This window comes from Halococcus agarilyticus, from assembly GCF_000334895.1.
Taxonomy (GTDB): domain Archaea; phylum Halobacteriota; class Halobacteria; order Halobacteriales; family Halococcaceae; genus Halococcus; species Halococcus agarilyticus.
Genome location: NZ_BAFM01000005.1, coordinates 151,741 through 168,800, shown reverse-complemented (window position 1 = coordinate 168,800; position 17,060 = coordinate 151,741). Strand labels below are relative to the sequence as shown.

Below are 17,060 nucleotides of genomic sequence, written 5' to 3'. Positions count from 1 at the left end.
GAGCCGATGGTCAGGGTCGATAGACCCGCCCACGGAAGGTCGCGATCCGCACCGCGTCGCCCCCGTCTTCCCCCTTCTCGTTTCGATCCCCGACGTCCCCGACAACGACGACCTCGTACTCGGCGGTTCGCCCGCTCGCGTGTGTCTCCTCGGCGGTCGCGACGAGCGTCGTTCCCACCTCGACGCTGTCGAGATACGAGATGTTGGTCTCCAGGGCGAGGGCGGTTTCTCCATGCGAGTTCGACGCCGCCGCGAACGCCGCGTCCGCGAGCGAGTACACCGCCCCACCGTGGGGCGTTCCGTGGAAGTTCAGCAACTCCTCGGTGATCGTGAGTGCGGTGCGCGCGGTGCCTGGCCCGAGATCGACCAGATCGATCCCCAGCGTGTCGCAGTAGGGGTCGCTCGCGATCCGTTCGCGGATGTCCCCCTCGACGGCCGGTTCGTCGGCTGTCATGGCGTGCCCGATGCATCGGCGGCGTAAACCGATGTGGGCTCCGCCGGCGAACCGACGGACGGTGGTATGTGACTACGACGCAGTACACTGGTGTGGAGGCAGTGGGTAGTGATCGACGGGAAACCGGTCACCGGCCCTCGTGACCTGCTACGGTCGGATGTAGGCGTACCCGTCGTTCTGGAGGCGCGTGAGTTCGCCGACGCCCGAGGAGACGGTCTCGACGCCGTCGACGAGGTCCGACTCGGTGAGATCGAACATCTCGAGGGTGTTGGAACACGCCTTGACCGAGACGCCGTCGTCGACGAGCGATTCGACGCGGTCGCTCTTTTCCCCGTCGGTCGTCACTGGATCGATGCCCTCCGCTTGAGCGAGCACCGCGATGTCGTCCATGTCGATGGACTCGTCGCCCGCGAGGTTCTCCGCGAGTGTGAGCGCGAGATCCTGTTCGTCCGAACCGCCCTCGATCAGGTGGAAAACGGTCTTGTTGTCGTCGAGCATGCGTCCTCGAGGACGGCACGTTGATAGGTAACAGTTGTGCCTGCACATCCCGACGATTCGATCGTTTGCGCCGAGTCTACTCCACGCTCTCAGGGACGTCCTTGCAGGCCTTCATCACCACTTTGCTCATCGAGGGATGGGCGTGGATGAGGGTGTTCGCGAGGTCGTCGACCGTCGCGCCGTACCGGATCGCCGGTGTGACTTCGTGGATCAGCATCGAGGCCTCGTGGCCGATGACGTGACACCCGAGGATCTCGCGGGTGTCCGGATCGGCGAGGACCTTGGCGAACCCGTGATCGAGTTTCAGCGCCCGACTCATCGCGGTGTCGGTGAACTCGGCCCGTCCGACGACGTACTCCCGACCCGAATCGTCGAGCGCCGATTCGGTCTCGCCCACTGCGCCGATCTGAGGTTCGGTGAAGACGGCGTGGGGCAGCGCGGTGAAATCCGCTACCCGCTCCGATTCGCGCGCCACGTTGTCGATCATCACTTCGCCTTCGTAGTCGCCGGAGTGTTTGAACATCCCGTTGTCGGCGATGTCGCCCATCGCCCAGACGTTCTCGACGTTCGTCCGGAGCCGCTCGTCGGTCGCGATGAACCCGGCGTCGGTGGTCTCGACGCTCGTCGCGTCGAGGTCGATCCCGTCGGTGTTCGGCCGGCGGCCGAGCGCGACGAGGAGTTCGTCGCCCGACACCGCGACCTCGTCACCGTTCTCCGACTCGGCGGTAACCGTGATCTCGCCATCCGACTTGGCGACCGACGACGCTCGGTGACCGGTGTGTACGTCGTGACGGTCCGCCGCGATCTCGGTGAACGCCGCCGCCACCTCGTCGTCCTCGCGGGACACCAGGCTGTCTTCCATCTCGATCAGCGCCACGTCGGTGCCGAACGACTCGAAGAAGTAGCCGAGCTCCGCCGCGATGTACCCGCCACCGAGCACCACGAGCCGGTCGGGCGGTGTTTCGAGCCGGATGGCGTCGTCGCTGGTGAGGTAGTCGACGTCCGCGAGTCCGTCGATCGCGTCGGGCACCACGGGCCGGGAGCCGGCTGCGATGACCACTTTTTCGGCCGTGTGAGTCTCGCCGTTCTCGACGATCTCGATCGTGCGGTCGTCGACGAACCGTGCCTCCTGCTGGAACAGCGTGAGGTGTTCCTCCTCGCGCTTGTTCGTCTCCTTGCTGCTGGCGGCGTCGGCGAGTTCCGCGTTCACCGCCCGAACGAACTCGCCGAAACGGATCTCGTCGATGGTCGCGTCGATCCCGAACCGATCGGCGTTCCGGACCTGATTGGCGACGTTCGCGTGCTGGATCAACATCTTCGAGGGGTTGCAGCCACGGTTGAGACACAGCCCGCCGAGCGGCCCCTTCTCGACGAGCGCGGTCTCCAGACCCTCGGCGGCTGCTGCCGATGCGACCGTGTTGCCGGTGCCACCGCCGAACACGATGAGATCGAACTGTGTCATTGCAGTTCTCCTGACGACAGGAACGGATAAAGTGGTTTGCCGTCCGCAGCGAGTCACGCACTACCGGTTGCGGCTGCTGGCTGCCGTCGGTAGGATGTGGTCAGTGGGAGGACGTGGTTACCGCTCCGATACGTAGACGTTCTCTCGGTAGGGCGTGTCGGCAATGACGGTCTCGCTCTCCTCGGCCAGTTCGAACCCGTGACGGCGGTAGAACTCGTTGCCGGGCTCGTTCTCCGCGAGCACCATCGCCCGGACCCGCTCGGCACCGCGTTCCCCGAGCGCTTCGCGGGTGTGATCGAGCAGGTCGCCGCCGACGCCCTCGCGTCGGTGTTCGGGGGCGACGTAGAGTCGGAGGATCGTCCCGCTCGCCTCCTCGGCGACCGCGTGGGCGAACCCGACCACTCCGTCCTCGCCGTCGGCGACCGGCACTAGGGCGTCGTCGCTCTCGATCTCGGCAGCGAGTCGATCGGCTGCGTACCACTCCTCGACGCCCTCGCGGGCGGTCTCGCGGCTGAGTATCGCCGGATAGTCGGTTTCCCACGACGCCCGCGCCACCGCCTCGATGGCGTCGACGTCGGCGGACTCCGTTTCACGAACGATCATGTGGTTCGTACCGTGGCGGCGCGGATAGCCGTTTCGACGCGAGCGGTTCGGCAGCGCACGTTCGGACGTACAACGATCGCGCTCAGCCCGTCCGATAGCACGAGGGAAAAAGCTGGTGGCGTTATGACAGCAACATTCAGAAACAGATAGGATAGTAGACCATGAAGGTCCCAACGAGCGGCCCGTGAACGATATCGACCAGCCACTCGACGAGGTCGAGTTCCTCGTGCGTTCGGAGCACCGCGTGGCGGTGCTCGACGCGTTGGCCGAGCGGCCGCACAGCCGGGCCGACCTTCGAGTGCTGACCGGCGCATCGTCGTCCACCATCGGGCGGATGCTGAGCGAGTTCGAGGATCGGTGCTGGATCGAGCGGATCGAGCACCGATACGAGGCGACACCGCTGGGTGCGTTCGTCGCGGAAGGGCTGATGACCCTGCTCGAACGAATGGAAACCGAGCAAACGCTGCGCGATGTCTGGCAGTGGCTCCCGACCGAGGAGATCGGATTCGACGTCGAGTCGTTTACCGATGCGGTCGTCACGGTTCCGGAGTTCGGTTCGCCTCACCGGACCGCCAACCGATTCGTCGAGCTGGTCGAGGAGACAGAGACTATACGTGGGTTTACTCCGACGACCGTCAAATCGGATATGAACGTGCTCTTTCGGAACGCCATCGACGGCATGGAGACGGAGTTGATGTGGCCGTCCGACCTCACCGAGACGGTCCTGACCCTGCACCCCGAACAGGTCCCGGCGGCCATCGAGAGCGGCAATCTGACCGTTCTGACGAACGATGACCTCCCGTGCGCCTGCGCCATCTTCGACGACCGCATTGGACTCGCTGGCTACGACCGCGAGACCGGAGTCATGCGGGCCACGATCGATACCGACGCCCCCGAAGCGAGACGGTGGGCCGAAGCGCTCTACGAGTCCTACAGACGCGACGCTCGACCCCTCAATCCGAAAACCATCGTGGCGTGAGCCGATGGACGCCCCGCTCGTGATCTGTCGTGATCATCCCGGACTTGCCCTCGACTGCCGTGTTGTCGGCTGTAACGCTCGGTGTTGGCGAAGAGTTGGTCCATCGAACGGATTCGCCCACCAGAACAGTTCACCCGCTTGCAGCCAGTGACGCCCTTGCACCCTCCGCAAGACCGTCATGGACTGCATAATTGCACTAGATGCCTACATTATCTCCCGCACGGTATCGTCTCTCGCCGGGAGGCAAAACGATGCAGAAATCGAAAGAAGAACTGCCAGTTGCGATGGAGACGCCGAACGCGACCGTACGACAGCAGCCGGACTTCGGCGCGGCGACCGACTACGGCGAGCTGGCCGCAGAACGCATTCGGTTCGCCGCCGGAACCGACCTCACGCCGCTCCTCGAAGGCTTGGAGGACGACATGTGTCAGTGTCCCCACTGGGGCTACGTGCTGGACGGCGCGATCAACCTTCGCTACAGCGACGGGACCGAAGCGGTCAGCGAGGCGGGGGAGCAGCTCTACTGGCCGCCGGGACACACGCTCTGGGTCGAGGAGGACACGGAGTTCGTCCTGTTCAGCCCGCAGGACGACCACATCGAAGTCTTCGAGCACATGGCAAGCAGGATGGAGGAGCTGGAGGGGTAGAACGTGGCAAGCATCTACGACCGGGGCGCTGACGACGCGTTCCGCCAGGCGCTCTCCGAGGCGCGCCAGGCGGCCTTGACGGCCCAAGACCTGGTGGAAGTGACGTGTCCACACCCGGACTGTGGGCGGACGGCGACCGCACCGACTCCCGATGCAGGGAGGGAGATAACAGTGACACGCAGTGCAGCACTCGTCGGAGAGTACGAGAAAGTCCACTGCCCAGCGGGCCACAAAGTCTTCGTCCACTACTGTAAGACGCCGTGAGGGGGAGCGGAACGTTCGAGCGACTGTCCCGGGCGGTGTTCCATCCGGACGATCGCGGCTCCGACGAGGGTCGTGCAGTTCCGAACGGGATGGTCGATCGGCAGCCAGCAGTCATTGTCTGATGTGTTGGTGCTGTCGTCGGAATCAGTGCCGTCGCTATCGTCGATCTTCTCGGACGAAAGCTCCAACCCCTCCACCGGGACTTGACGGCTTTCTCCCCGATCGTCGAGGCGGCGATGTCCACCGGGATCGGTACGATACGAGGCGTCCCAGTCGGATAGTGCCGAAAGGACGTCGTGTGACTGATCGAGCTTTCGAGCACCCGTCTCACGAACTGAGAGGCCAGACACAGCCACCGAAAGCACAGCCGTTTAGCTTCCGGAACGCAACGGGACTGCCGTGAACACCGGACCATGACACAGTGGGAGTACGAAACGCTTCGCCCACCGCGAGGCTCGACCAAGAAGGAGGCGATCGATCCGAAGGCTCAGTTGAACGACCTCGGGGGGGAGGGGTGGGAGCTCGTCTCGACCGTCGAGTACGTCGGCGGCGGGACGAAGTACTTCGTTTTCAAGCGACCCGTCGAGGAGGACTCACATGAGCAGTAGCGAGGTCGACATCGAGGCCGATCCGGACAGCGACACCGAGATCGACGCCGATCCCGACGAGGATATCAGCATCGGGACGGCGGACACGATGCGCGAGCGTTCCGACGAGAGCCGCCTCAAGCTCTGGGCCGTGCTCGGGGCGAACCGCCTCGTCGTGACCGCACTGCTGGCGATCGGGGTGTTCGTCACGTTCGTGCTCGCCGGTACCCTCGTTTATCCGCCGTTCGCGTCGGTCGCCACGTCCGCGGACACGATCGAAACGATGTTCTCGACGATGCTCGGCGCGATCATCACCGGGACCACGCTCGTGGTCACGATCAGCCAGTTGGTCATCTCCCAGGAAAACGGCCCGCTCGGCGAGCAGCACGCACGGATGAGCGACACGATGGACTTCCGGGAGTACACCAAAGAACTGATCGGCCAGCCCACGCCCGCCGATCCGTCGGCGTTCCTCCGCGCGATCGTCAACGCGACCGAACGCCGGGCGAAGGCCCTTCGAGGATCCATCGCCGAGAGCGACAACGACCAGCTCCGCGCGGAAGTCGACGAGTTCACCGACAGCGTGACCGGCAACGCGAACGAGGTCAGAGACGAACTCGACGGCGCGACGTTCGGCTCGTTCGACGTGCTGTTCGCCGCGCTGAACTACAACTACGGCTGGAAGATCTTCCAGGTCGAACGCATGGCCGACGACCACGCCGACAGCCTCACCGACGAGGACAGCGCGCTGTTCGAGGAGCTGAAAACCACGCTGTCGATGTTCGGACCGGCGCGCGAGCACATCAAGACGCTGTACTTCGAGTGGGCGCTCATCAACCTCTCGCAGCTCATCCTCTACGTCTCGGTGCCCGCGCTGGTCGTCGCCGGCAGCACGCTCGCGTTCGTCGGTGGCAGCTCGTTCACCGGCTCGCTGTTCGGAATCTCGAACATCCTGCTGGTCGTCGCCGGCGCGTTCACCGTCTCCTTGCTCCCCTTCCTCCTCTTGCTCACCTACATCATCCGAGTCGCAACGGTCGCAAAGCGGACGCTCGCCATCGGTCCGCTGATCCTCAGGGACTCGCAGCGATAGGTCAGACGAGTTCGTTGCCGCCGGTAGTGACCGTCGTCGTGTCGACGACCGTCCCGTTGACGGTGTTGACGGCGGTGATCGTCGCGTTCCCGTTCGCCGGGAGGTAGAGGCTGATCCCGCTGCTCTGACCGGTTTCGACCGTCGTGGTGTCGAAGCTGGAGCCGCTTCCGGAGATCACGACGAGTTTCGAAACGCCCTGCTCGGTCGTCGCGCTCGGGGTGAGCGTCACCGAGGTCTTCACCCGGCCGCTGGCCCACGGCTCGTCGGTCGAGACCTGCTCGAAGACCGCCGAGTTGCCGGTGTCGGCCGTGACGGTGGGGCCGACCGTGAGACAGCCGCCGAACCCGAGGGCGACGACGAGCGCAACGCTCGCGAGAACCTGGCGGCGTGGAATCCGTCGACTCATATACCGAGACGATTGGTCGGGGGGTCCCTTGAGCGTTGCACTTGCTCGGGCGGACGGTGGAGCGCTGGTCGGTCGATGGGTATATGATGTTCGAATCGTTAGTAAAAGGCTGATACAGGATGGTCGAAACACTCCGGAAAACCGTGACAGAGCATCCGTGGGTGTATGCAGTCCCTGCGGGGCTCGTCTCGGCTGCGTTCGTCGTAGCGAACTCGTCATCTGGGGTGTACAACTGCGGGATCGTCTTCTGGGCTGGTCTCGTCGGTGGCTTGCTGACCCGCAACGGCTCGAACAACGCTCGTCGGATCGGATTCCGGACAGGCGCGATCGGGTCACTCCCGATCGTCTGGGACATGGGTCTCGCTTTCGGAAGCATCACGTCGTTCAACCAGCCCCTGTTCGCCGGAGCCATACAGACAGTCATGCTGGCCGGTGTAGTATCGATCGCAGTCTTGGTGGTCGGTGTGGTTGGCGAAGTCGGATCAGCGATCGGTAGATGGCTCTCGCGGAAAACCGGTCCGAAGAACCACACGACTGTCAGCGGCTAAATCCGGCTGTTCTTCGCGGATCTCGACACGGGGTTTGCGGGCTGGACGGGGGAAATGGACCCCTGAAGTCATCCGACCGATGGAGGTACCGTGCGGTCGGTAATGCCACCGTTCCACGATGATCGAGGGGTGCAAGCACAGGGCTTTTGTCTTCACCAGCACTGGATCCGTCGCATGTTCGCGATGACTGCGGTCAAGAAAGCGGCAACGTACGGATACAAGAAATACGGCATCCCCGGAGCGATCGTCACCGGTCTCGGCACGCTGCTCGGCGTCCGATACGTCAAGCGGAAGTTCTTCTCGGGATCGGGAAGCGACGGTGACGACGGAATGGATGTCGACATGGGTGGGGAGTCCGACGACGGGTCGTCGAGTACCGCGGACTGAACGGGCGCTTACGCGAAATCGCGACGAACGGGCGACGCGCTGTCCGTCGATTACAGATCGAGAAACGCTTCGGCGTTCTCCCACAGCAGTTTCCGTTCGACTTCTTCCGGGTAGTCGGTGTGCTCGGCGAACGATTCGAGCCACGTGCGGGGTCGGATCATCGGGTAGTCGGTCCCGAACATCACCTTGTCCTGGAGAATGGTGCCGGCGTAGTGGAGCACCTGGTCGTCGATGTACTTCGGGAGCCACCCCGAGAGGTCCATGTGGACGTTGCCCTTCTGCTGGCAGATCGCGAGCTGCTCTTTCTCCCACGGGAAGGCGGGATGGGCGAGCAGGATCTGGAGATCGGGGAACCGGGCGGCCACGTCGTCGATCAGCATCGGATTCCCGTGCTCGATTCGGAGGCCGCGTCCGCCGGGGCTGCCCGCGCCGAGCGTGGAGTTCCCGCCGTGGAACACCACCGGAACGCCGAGATCCTCGATGGTGTTCCAGAGTGGGTCGTGTTCGGGCGCGCTCGGGTCGAACCCCTGGGCGATCTGCTGGAACTTGAACCCCGAGAGATCGAGGTCCTCGATCGCGCGCTCGGCCGACTCCACGCAGTCGTCCTTCAGCGGATCGACGCCCGCGAACCCGGTGAAGAAGTCGGGGTATTCGTCTCGCACCTCGGCGACGTACTCGCTCGTGACTGGCGGGTTGCCGGTGTTGGTCTCGGCGTCCCAGCCGAGCAGGACCGCGTGGCGAATGCCGGCCTCGTGGTACTCCTCGACCATCTCGTCGAACCCCCAGGTTTCGAGATCGGTGCCGAATTTCCCGGCGGCGTCGCCCATCATCTCGCCGCCGGCATCCTCCAGGAACTCGCTCGTCGGCTGGTGGGCGTGGGTGTCGACGAAGCGCGGTTCCTCGGACGGGAAGTCGATGTCGAGCATCATCGATTCCTCGGGGACCAGCCACATATACTGTCGGTCGCCGACTGCCGGGTGTCGGCACCTCTCAGTCGGCACCCTCGCGGGTCTTGACCGCCATCCCGGTCTCGAAGTCGGCCATCGCGTCGGCGGAGAGCGTCGCCCGCCCCACGCCGAACAGGTCGTCGTCGGGGCCGACGATGCAGACCTCGTCGCCTGGCCGGACGGCGGGATCGGTGGTTCGAACGAACTTCGCGAACGCGTTCTTTCCCTCGCGGACGAACGGCGCGCTCTCCTCGCCGACGACGACGCGGGCCTGGGGAGCGGCGAACGCTCCGCGGAGTCGCTCGCCGCCAGCGAGGCCGAGCGTGAACCGGCCGTCGACGCCGTAGGTCACGAGGCGCTCGCCGCCAGCGAACACCTGCTCCGGCCGGCCGGTCGCGGTGTGTCGGATCTCCGGGTCGCCGGCAAACAGCGCGTCGCCGGCGCTGTGGCCGAACTGGTAGTCCGCGATCGTGCGCAGTCGCGCGAGTTCGTCGTCGGCCATCGGTTCGGGTCCGTCGTCGGCAAGCAAAAGCGCGTCCATCGAGTCCCCCGAAACGGTTTCGAAGCGATTTAGGTCGATCGGAGCGCACCCACGAGTAATGGACGAACGCACCAAGGTCCTCGGTGGGGCGGCCCTCATCGTGGTGAGCGCAGTCATCATCCTCCTGTTCGCCCTCCCGACGTCGCTGCTCTCGGTCTCGATCCCGGTCCCGCTGGCCGCGATCGCCGCGCTCGGGATCGCCGCCGGCACGCTGCTCGTCGGGACCTCAGAGGGCGCGGTCTGAGACGCGAGGGTTGGATCGGGCTACAGCAGGAACGCCTCCGGTCGCTCCGAGAGGTCGGTAAAGCCGTCGACGGCGTCGAGAAGCTCCTCCGACGTGGACTCCTCGAACGCCATCGCCTCGACCCGGACGCCCTTGTGCCGGAGATGCGAACAGAGCCGCGAGAAGTCGCCGTCGCCGGTACAGATCACGACGGTGTCGAGATGCGGCGCGAGCGTCACCGCGTCGAGGATCATCCCGACGTCCCAGTCCGCCGTCTTGGAGCCGTCGGCGTGGGTCTTGATGTCCTTGATCTTGGTCTCGAAGCCGATGTCGACGAGCGCCTCGAAGAAGCTCTCCTCCTCGGGCGAGTCCGCCCGGATGACGTACGCGATCGCCCGGGTGAGTTCGCGCCCGGCGACGCCCGCATCGAGGAGTTCGGCGTAGTCGATGTTGCGCGAGTAGACGCTCTGGGCGGTGTGATAGAGGTTCTGCGCGTCGACCAGCACTGCGACGCGCTGGGCCGGATGGACGTTCGACATGTCGGTAGTCGACAGACTGCCCGGTAAAGCGTTTCGCCACGGACGGGTGTGGTTCCGTACTGTCCAGCAAAAACGGTTCGTCGCCAGTCGCGGTGGCGCGCGGGAGGGCGTCGAAGACGCCCGACTCGCGCGAGGGATGACTGAGGAAGCGAACGGAGTGAGCGAACGAGGGAATCGGTTGGGGAGGACGTGGCCTGCGGTCTCTCGTTTGTGTCAGTGTTTGTCGCAGGCGAATCAGCTCTCCCTATCGAATCTGAGAGTGGCGTACGGTTCATGGGAAAACATCTTCTTCGAAACGTGTTACGGTCGGGCCGTTACCACACGACTCGAAGTTCGGCAGGTATCGCACGCGACCCAATGTATAAGTCCGACGGGCGCGGTGTAGCGGGCATGCGACGGCGTGCACCCTGGTTCGGCCGGCCCGCGAGCCGTGGGTGTGGTGTCCGGCGCGCGGACACAAAACGCACGTGAGCTGGCTCGCGGCGGGGTAGCATCCCGTCGCGCGCCGTTTTCGAGCGTCTCGCTGCGGAGTCTCAACACCGATCCACCCAACAACGACGACACCGAATGACACCACCACTCGACCTCGACGGCGTGTTCCCCGCGATGGTCACGCCATTTGCATCCGACGACAGCATCGATTTCGACCGACTCAGGGACGAAGCCCGCCGCCTCGAACGCGCGGGCGTCGACGGCCTCGTGCCCGTCGGCACGACGGGCGAGAGCGCCACCCTGACTCACGACGAACACGTCGCGGTCGTGGAGGCGGTCGCCGAGACGGTCTCGATCCCCGTGATCGCCGGCGCTGGCTCGAACGCGACCCGGGAGGCGATCGAGCTCGCCGAGCGCTCGCGGGCAGCGGGCGCGGACGCGCTCCTCCTGATCTCGCCGTACTACAACCGGCCCGAGCCCGCAGGGATGGAAGCACACTTCCGGGCGGTCGCCGACGCGGTCGATCTGCCGCAGATCGTCTACAACGTCCCCGGCCGCACGGGACGCTTCATCGAGATCGACACCGCAGCGGCACTCGCCGACCACGAGAACGTCGCGGGCTACAAGGCTGCGAGCGGCGACGTCGGCCGGGCGAGTGAACTAATCGAGCGCACCCGTGACGAAGATTTCACCGTGCTCTCAGGCGAGGACGCACTCACGCTACCGCTACTCGCCGCGGGCGCTCGTGGGACGATCAGCGTCGCTGCGAACGTCGAGCCCGAGCGAGTGGTCGAGATGGTCCACGCGGGGCTCGACGGGAAGTTCGACCGGGCGCACGAGCGCCACCACGAACTCGGGCCGCTGTTCAGAGCGCTGTTCTGGGAGACCAACCCGATCCCGCTGAAGGAAGCGCTGGCGATCCGCGGCCACGTCGCGGGCAACCTGCGCGCGCCGCTCTCGCGGCTCGGAACTGACCACCGCGACGCGCTCGAAAGAATCCTCGCGGATCTCGACGACGCGAGCACCGAACGCAACGAACGACCCGTAGCGCCGGAGGCCGAACGGTGACGGTCGTCGGGGTCACGGGCGCGACGGGCGCGATGGGTCGTGCGGTGCTCGAAACGGCCAAAGAGCGCGACGACGTGGCGGTGGCGTTCGCGGTCAACCGCGATCCTGCGGACGGTGAGCGCGTCGCCGGTCACGCGGTCCACGACGCAGCCGCCCTCCCCGATCTCCTCGCCGAGCATCAGCCCGAAGTCGTCGTAGGTTTCACTGGCCCCGAGTCGTCGTCCGAGTACGCGGCGGCCTGTGCCGAAGCCGGCGTCGGGTTCGTGACCGGCACGACGGGACTCGACGACGCGGAGCAGTCGGCGCTCCGCGAGGCCGCCGAGTCGGTGCCTGTCTTGTGGGCGACGAACTTCTCGCGCGGCGTCAGCGCGCTTCGGTCGGCGCTCGTCGAGGCCGTCGCGGCGCTGCCGGAGTATGACATCGAACTGACCGAAACCCACCACAACCGGAAACGTGACGCGCCGAGCGGGACGGCGACGACGCTGCTCGACGACATCGACGCGGTACGAAGCGACGCGGACACCGGACAGGATGAGGAGAGCGCCGGGCAGCGGACCTACGGTCGAGAAGGCGAACAACCGCGCGAAGACGGCGAGATCGGAGTCCACGTCCGGCGAGCCGGCGGGATCCGGGGCGAACACGAAATCATGCTCGCGGGCAACGACGAGGTGCTCACGCTCGCCCACCGCGCCGAGTCCCGAGGGGTGTTCGCGGCTGGCGCGCTCGACGCCGCGGGGTGGCTTGCAGGGCGCGCGCCTGGCACGTACGAGTTCGCCGACGTCATCGAGGGTGAACCATGAATCTCGAAACCGAGATCGACGAGCTGTGGCGGCGCACCGAGAACGGACTGATCGCGAGCGACGCAGGAAGCGAGGAGCGCGACACGCTCGACGCCTTCCTCGACGCGCTCGAAGCCGGCGAGGTCCGGGCCGCCGAGAAGCGTGATGGTGAGTGGGCGGCCAACGAGTGGGTGAAGCGGGGCGTCCTCCTCAACTTCAGCCTCCGCGAGACCCAGGGTCGGGAGTACGGTGGCGTCGACTACCACGACGTGCTCCCGTTGCGCCGGACCGACGACCTCGGCGATCGCGGGACCCGAAACACGCCCGACGGCACGGTAATCCGACGGGGCGCACACGTCGGCAGCGACGCCATCCTGATGAGTCCGAGCTTCGTCAACGCCGGCGCGCACGTCGGCGACGGCACCCTCGTCGACTCGTGTGACACCGTGGGCTCGTGTGCCCAGGTCGGTGCGGACGTCAAGCTTGGCGCGAACACGCTCATCGGGGGAGTGCTCGAACCAGTGGAGGACGCACCGGTCGTGATCGAGGATGGGGTCTCGCTCGGTGCGGGCTGTCGTGTCACATCGGGCTTTGTGGTCGGCCACGACTCGGTGGTCGGCGAGAACACGCTGCTCACGCCCCGGATTCCGGTCTACGACCTCGTTGAGGAGGAGATCATCTACGGTCGCCTGCCACCCGAGCGCCGGGTGTTCACCAGATTCGTCGAGTCGTCGGTCGGCGATCACGACCTGTTCGACGGCGGGGCGTACAAGCCCGCCGTGGTGGCGACCGATGTCGAGGATCGAACGCTGGAAGCGACCGAACGCGAGGAAGCGCTCCGATGACCACCGAGGCTGCCAGTGCTTCGTCGGTGGCGGCCGCGAACCCGCCCGTCAGACGCCTCGCCGACTGGCCGGCGGCCGGTCTGCGCGACCTCGCCGCCGAGCACGGAACACCGCTGTACGTCGTGGATCTCGATCGTGTGCGCGAGAACGCCGACCGGCTCCGGCGGGCGTTCCCCGACGCCGAGATCGGGTACGCAGTGAAGGCGAACGCCATCGAGAGTGTGCTGGAAACGATCGCCGACACGGGGTTGGGGGCCGAGTGCGCCGCCGCCGGCGAGGTCGTCCGTGCGCTCGATGCAGGGTTCGACCGTGTGCGTTACACCGCCGTCAACCCGCCAGCCAGGGATCTCGATCGAGTAGTCGATCTCGCTGCCGACCGTGAGATCGCGATCACGGTCGGTGCGGAGGACACTCTCGATCGGCTCGCCGAGCGCGGCTGGACGGGGGAGCTGTTCGTCCGGGTGAACCCCGGCGTCGGCGCGGGCCACCACGCGAAGGTGCGGACGGGCACCGATCCGAAGTTCGGGGTTCCGGGCGAGCGCGCCGCGGCCGTCGTGAGCGAGGCCGCGAACCGCGGGTTCGACGTTCGTGGCCTCCACGCCCACGCCGGCAGCGGGATCCTCGACGCCGACGACCTCGACGCCCACCGAGCGCTGGTCGCTCGGATGGGTGAACTGACCGGTGAAGTCGTCGATCGCGGCATCGATCTCGACACCGTGATCGTCGGCGGCGGGTTCGGCGTCCCCTACCGCGAGACCGAATCGCCGCTCGATCTCGACTCGCTCGCTGCGGCCACACGCGAGGCACTCGGCAGTGCCGAGGGTCGAGGTGTTTCCGGCGTGACGCTCGGGATCGAACCGGGCCGGTATCTCGTCGCCGATGCCGGCGTACTGGTGACCCGAGTCAACACCGTCAAACCGACGCCCGAGACCACGGTCGCCGGGGTCGATTGCGGGATGACCGACCTCCTCCGACCGGCGCTGTACGACGCCCACCACGCGATCCGGTCGCTCGCGCCGGACGCCGCCGAGCGCGAGACGGTGTCGGCGACGGTCGCGGGGCCAGTCTGTGAGTCCGCGGACGCGCTCGCGCGCGACCGCGAGCTTCCCGCACCGGCGCGCGGCGACCTCCTCGCGGTCGGCAACACCGGTGCGTACGGTTACGAGATGGCGAACACGTACAACTCCCGGCCGCGTCCAGCGGTCGTCGCGCTCGACGACGGCGAGTCGCGGGTCTGTGTGCGCCGCGAGACGATCGACGACCTCACACGCCTGGAGGCCGAGCGATGATCCCGATCGAGAAGTATCATGGTACGGGCAACGACTTCTTCGTGGTGGACGCCGCCGAACCCGTCGCCGATCGACGGGCGTTTGCCACCAGGCTCTGCGATCGCGAGGACGGCCTCGACCTCGGAAGTGCGGTCGGCGCGGACGGCGTGCTCTTCCTCGCGCTCGAAGACGGCTACGCCTCGCCCCGGGTCGTGATGACGCTCGTTCAACCGGATGGCTCGACCGCCCCGATGTGCGGCAACGGCGCGCGATGTGCCGCGAGTTGGGCCGCGGAGCGAACCGATGCCACGGTCGTCATGGTCGATACCCAGGCGGGTACGAAGCGCGCGACGGTCGACGACGGTGGAGACGTGACGATCGAGATGGGAACCCCGAGTTTCTCGCCCGCGGCCGTCCCGGTGGCGCGCGACGAACCGCTCGTTGAACAACCAATCGAGGACCTCACCGTGACGGCGGTGAACACCGACGTCCCCCACGCGGTCGCGTTCGTCGACGACGTCTCGACGGTGGACCTCGACGCCGTCGCCCCCGCGGTGCGGCGCGCCAACGCCTTCCCCCGCGGCGCGAACGTGACGATCGCCAGCCCGAATTCCGAGGGGTTCGATCAGCGCACCTACGAGCGCGGCGTCGAGGGCGAGACCCGTTCCTGTGGCACGGGTGCCGTAGCGGTCGCGGCGGTCGCGCGCGAACTCGGACACACCGACGCCGAAGTGGTCGCGGTGCGGCCGCCTGGCGGTCGCCTCGATGTCCGGCTCGACGAGCGCGGCGCGGTGCTCGCCGGGCCGACCGAGCGCGAGGGCGAGACCGAGATTTCGGCCGACGCCCCCGAAGCGCCGAGGCCGCCGGCGACTGATCGATGGTCGACCCGCTCGACTTCCTCGAACGCGCCGTCCGAACGCCCTCCCACGACGACGTCAGTCCAATGTGCGACCTCCTCCGTGGGGAACTCCGCGAGGCTGGCGTCGAACCGACCGTCGACGATGCGGGCAACGTGGTGGCGACGCGCGAGGCGGACAGCGGGAACGCCGACGGCCCCCACATCGTGTTGAACACCCACCTCGACACCGTCTCGCCGCACGTCCCGACCGAACGCGACGGGGACCTCCTCCACGGGCGCGGGGCCTGCGACGCCAAGGGACCGCTGGCCGCGATGCTCGCCGCGTTTTCGAGCACCGAGCCCGAGCGGGGGCGACTCACGCTCGCCGTGACGCCCGACGAGGAGACGCGCTCGACCGGCGCGGCCGCGCTCGTGCCGTCGCTCGATCTCGATCCCGAACGCGGGGATAGGGTGATCGTCGGCGAACCCACCGGACTCGACGTCTGCAACGCCGCGAAGGGGCGCTTCGAGGGCCGGGTCACGATCACCGGCGAGCGCGCCCACGCCGCCGAACCACACACGGGGCACAATGCGATCACGATGGCCGCGCCGGTGATCGACGCGCTCGCGGGGTTCGACGATCGGACGGACGGACTCAACACCCACCCCGACCTCGGCGCGCCGACACTCACGCCGACGATCGTCGCGGGCGGCGACGCGACGAACCAGGTGCCCGCCGAGTGCGAGATCGTCCTCGATCGTCGAAGCGTCCCGCCCGAGACCGCGGCAGGCTTCGAGACCGCGCTGAACGACTTCCTCGACGAGCGGGTTCCGACCTCTGACACGGTTTCGTTCGGGCTGACCGAACGAGAGACGCCGTTCCTCGAAGCGTTCGAAACGCCCGCCGACGTGTGTGTGGTTCGAGTGCTCCGGGAGGCGTCGGGCGGTGCGGTGCGACCGTTCACCGCCGCGACCGAGGCGTCGTACTTCGCGCGCGAGGCCCCCACAGTCGTGTTCGGTCCGGGTGATCTCGCGGACGAGGACGGACCGGTCGCCCACGCCGATCGGGAGTACGTCCGACTTCCCGAGGTCGAGCGCGCCGCCACGATCCTCAGTGACGCACTCGCCGAGCTTCTCCGAGAGACGGACGTTTAAGGACGCGGCGCTCGACGGTGGATCCATGAGTGTCGAAGGCGACGACCGCGTGCTCGAACTGCTCGAAGACGCACGCAACGACGAGTTCGAGACCGTCATCAACTACCAGACCAACGCCGCAGCGCTCGCAGGGGTCGAAGCCGAGGAGATCGCCGACAGCCTCAGCGCCGATGTCCAGGAGGAGCTCGGCCATGCCGAGGAGATCGGCGAGCGCATCACCCAGCTGGGTGGCCAGCCGAAGGGATCGTTCGAGCTCGAAATGGGTCAGGAGAGCCTCCAGCCGCCCGAGGACCCCACGGACGTGCTCTCGGTCATCGACGGCGTGATCGAGGCCGAGGAGGGCGCGGTCGAGACCTACCGCGAACTGATCGCGGTCGCCGAGGAGGCCGGCGATCCCGTGACCGAGGACTTCGCCACCGAACTCCTCGCCGACGAGGAAGCGCACCTCGCGGAGTTCGAGGGCTATCGCCTGGAGTACGAGGAGTAGCGTTCGTCCGCCG

22 protein-coding genes and 1 pseudogene are annotated in these 17,060 nt (G+C 66.7%); 15 read left to right on the top strand and 8 right to left on the bottom strand.

Features of this window, described 5'->3' with window-relative positions; all coding sequences use genetic code 11:
- Positions 1-10 precede the first annotated feature (10 nt).
- From TX76_RS05945 to TX76_RS05930, 4 genes are all read right to left on the bottom strand, one after another.
- On the bottom strand, positions 11-454 hold the full coding sequence (locus TX76_RS05945) for a hotdog fold thioesterase (RefSeq protein ID WP_049900280.1): 444 nt from the start codon (positions 452-454) through the stop codon (positions 11-13).
- Between the two features lie 147 nt (positions 455-601).
- Positions 602-952 carry a DsrE family protein gene (locus TX76_RS05940; RefSeq protein ID WP_049900277.1) on the bottom strand — a complete coding sequence of 117 codons (351 nt, stop codon included), beginning with the start codon at positions 950-952 and terminating at the stop codon, positions 602-604.
- Between the two features lie 76 nt (positions 953-1,028).
- A complete protein-coding gene (locus TX76_RS05935; RefSeq protein ID WP_049900274.1) occupies positions 1,029-2,414 on the bottom strand; it encodes a dihydrolipoyl dehydrogenase family protein in 1,386 nt (461 codons plus the stop codon).
- Between the two features lie 117 nt (positions 2,415-2,531).
- Entirely contained in the window at positions 2,532-3,017 is a 486-nt protein-coding gene (locus TX76_RS05930; RefSeq protein ID WP_049900270.1) for a GNAT family N-acetyltransferase, read from the bottom strand.
- A gap of 184 nt (positions 3,018-3,201) precedes the next feature.
- Between TX76_RS05930 and TX76_RS05925 the strand changes: the two genes are divergently transcribed.
- The 5 genes from TX76_RS05925 to TX76_RS05905 all read left to right on the top strand — a co-directional run bounded on the left by TX76_RS05925 (position 3,202) and on the right by TX76_RS05905 (position 6,584).
- On the top strand, positions 3,202-3,996 hold the full coding sequence (locus TX76_RS05925; RefSeq protein WP_049900266.1) for a helix-turn-helix transcriptional regulator: 795 nt from the start codon (positions 3,202-3,204) through the stop codon (positions 3,994-3,996).
- A 251-nt stretch (positions 3,997-4,247) separates the two neighbouring features.
- Positions 4,248-4,643: a cupin domain-containing protein gene (locus tag TX76_RS05920; RefSeq protein ID WP_049900262.1), complete on the top strand. Its 396-nt coding sequence runs from the start codon at positions 4,248-4,250 to the stop codon at positions 4,641-4,643.
- Between the two features lie 3 nt (positions 4,644-4,646).
- Entirely contained in the window at positions 4,647-4,907 is a 261-nt protein-coding gene (locus TX76_RS17520) for a hypothetical protein (RefSeq protein WP_228842317.1), read from the top strand.
- A gap of 413 nt (positions 4,908-5,320) precedes the next feature.
- Positions 5,321-5,515 (top strand): DUF4177 domain-containing protein, encoded by a 195-nt coding sequence (locus TX76_RS05910; RefSeq protein WP_049900256.1) that lies wholly within the window; start codon positions 5,321-5,323, stop codon positions 5,513-5,515.
- A complete protein-coding gene (locus tag TX76_RS05905; RefSeq protein ID WP_049900253.1) occupies positions 5,505-6,584 on the top strand; it encodes a hypothetical protein in 1,080 nt (359 codons plus the stop codon). The genes TX76_RS05910 and TX76_RS05905 overlap by 11 nt, the downstream gene beginning before the upstream one ends.
- Before the next feature lies 1 nt (position 6,585).
- Here the strand turns inward: TX76_RS05905 and TX76_RS05900 are convergent, their stop codons facing one another.
- Positions 6,586-6,990, bottom strand: coding sequence for a hypothetical protein (locus TX76_RS05900; protein ID WP_049900250.1), 405 nt, complete (start codon positions 6,988-6,990; stop codon positions 6,586-6,588).
- Positions 6,991-7,109: 119 nt separating this feature from the next.
- On the opposite strand from TX76_RS05900, the gene TX76_RS05895 reads away from it, so the two are divergent.
- Together TX76_RS05895 and TX76_RS05890 are read left to right on the top strand one after the other, a co-directional pair.
- Entirely contained in the window at positions 7,110-7,538 is a 429-nt protein-coding gene (locus TX76_RS05895; RefSeq protein WP_049900247.1) for a DUF5518 domain-containing protein, read from the top strand.
- Between the two features lie 174 nt (positions 7,539-7,712).
- Complete coding sequence (locus TX76_RS05890; RefSeq protein WP_049900244.1) at positions 7,713-7,925, top strand: hypothetical protein; 213 nt, start codon at positions 7,713-7,715, stop codon at positions 7,923-7,925.
- A gap of 50 nt (positions 7,926-7,975) precedes the next feature.
- Here the strand turns inward: TX76_RS05890 and TX76_RS05885 are convergent, their stop codons facing one another.
- The gene (locus TX76_RS05885) at positions 7,976-8,878 is read right to left on the bottom strand and encodes an amidohydrolase family protein (RefSeq protein WP_049900241.1); all 903 of its coding nucleotides are present in this window, start codon (positions 8,876-8,878) and stop codon (positions 7,976-7,978) included.
- Positions 8,879-8,915: 37 nt separating this feature from the next.
- Positions 8,916-9,374: a PUA domain-containing protein gene (locus TX76_RS05880; RefSeq protein WP_049900348.1), complete on the bottom strand. Its 459-nt coding sequence runs from the start codon at positions 9,372-9,374 to the stop codon at positions 8,916-8,918.
- Between the two features lie 97 nt (positions 9,375-9,471).
- On the opposite strand from TX76_RS05880, the gene TX76_RS05875 reads away from it, so the two are divergent.
- A complete protein-coding gene (locus tag TX76_RS05875; RefSeq protein WP_049900239.1) occupies positions 9,472-9,657 on the top strand; it encodes a hypothetical protein in 186 nt (61 codons plus the stop codon).
- Positions 9,658-9,677: 20 nt separating this feature from the next.
- Here TX76_RS05875 and TX76_RS05870 read toward each other — a convergent pair whose 3' ends face one another.
- The gene (locus tag TX76_RS05870; protein ID WP_049900237.1) at positions 9,678-10,175 is read right to left on the bottom strand and encodes a LabA-like NYN domain-containing protein; all 498 of its coding nucleotides are present in this window, start codon (positions 10,173-10,175) and stop codon (positions 9,678-9,680) included.
- A 567-nt stretch (positions 10,176-10,742) separates the two neighbouring features.
- Between TX76_RS05870 and dapA the strand changes: the two genes are divergently transcribed.
- The 7 genes and pseudogenes from dapA to TX76_RS05835 all read left to right on the top strand — a co-directional run bounded on the left by dapA (position 10,743) and on the right by TX76_RS05835 (position 17,047).
- Entirely contained in the window at positions 10,743-11,675 is a 933-nt protein-coding gene (gene dapA, locus TX76_RS05865; protein WP_049900235.1) for a 4-hydroxy-tetrahydrodipicolinate synthase, read from the top strand.
- Complete coding sequence (dapB, locus tag TX76_RS05860; RefSeq protein ID WP_049900233.1) at positions 11,672-12,475, top strand: 4-hydroxy-tetrahydrodipicolinate reductase; 804 nt, start codon at positions 11,672-11,674, stop codon at positions 12,473-12,475. The genes dapA and dapB overlap by 4 nt, the downstream gene beginning before the upstream one ends.
- Positions 12,472-13,299: a 2,3,4,5-tetrahydropyridine-2,6-dicarboxylate N-succinyltransferase gene (locus tag TX76_RS05855; RefSeq protein ID WP_049900230.1), complete on the top strand. Its 828-nt coding sequence runs from the start codon at positions 12,472-12,474 to the stop codon at positions 13,297-13,299. The genes dapB and TX76_RS05855 overlap by 4 nt, the downstream gene beginning before the upstream one ends.
- Positions 13,296-14,588 (top strand): diaminopimelate decarboxylase, encoded by a 1,293-nt coding sequence (gene lysA / locus TX76_RS05850; RefSeq protein ID WP_049900228.1) that lies wholly within the window; start codon positions 13,296-13,298, stop codon positions 14,586-14,588. The genes TX76_RS05855 and lysA overlap by 4 nt, the downstream gene beginning before the upstream one ends.
- Positions 14,585-15,415 (top strand): annotated as a pseudogene (gene dapF / locus TX76_RS05845) (diaminopimelate epimerase); the annotation flags it as partial. The gene lysA and the pseudogene dapF, both read left to right, overlap by 4 nt.
- A gap of 29 nt (positions 15,416-15,444) precedes the next feature.
- On the top strand, positions 15,445-16,560 hold the full coding sequence (locus TX76_RS05840) for a M20 family metallopeptidase (RefSeq protein WP_049900225.1): 1,116 nt from the start codon (positions 15,445-15,447) through the stop codon (positions 16,558-16,560).
- Between the two features lie 25 nt (positions 16,561-16,585).
- Positions 16,586-17,047, top strand: coding sequence for a ferritin-like domain-containing protein (locus TX76_RS05835; protein ID WP_049900222.1), 462 nt, complete (start codon positions 16,586-16,588; stop codon positions 17,045-17,047).
- Positions 17,048-17,060 lie beyond the last annotated feature (13 nt).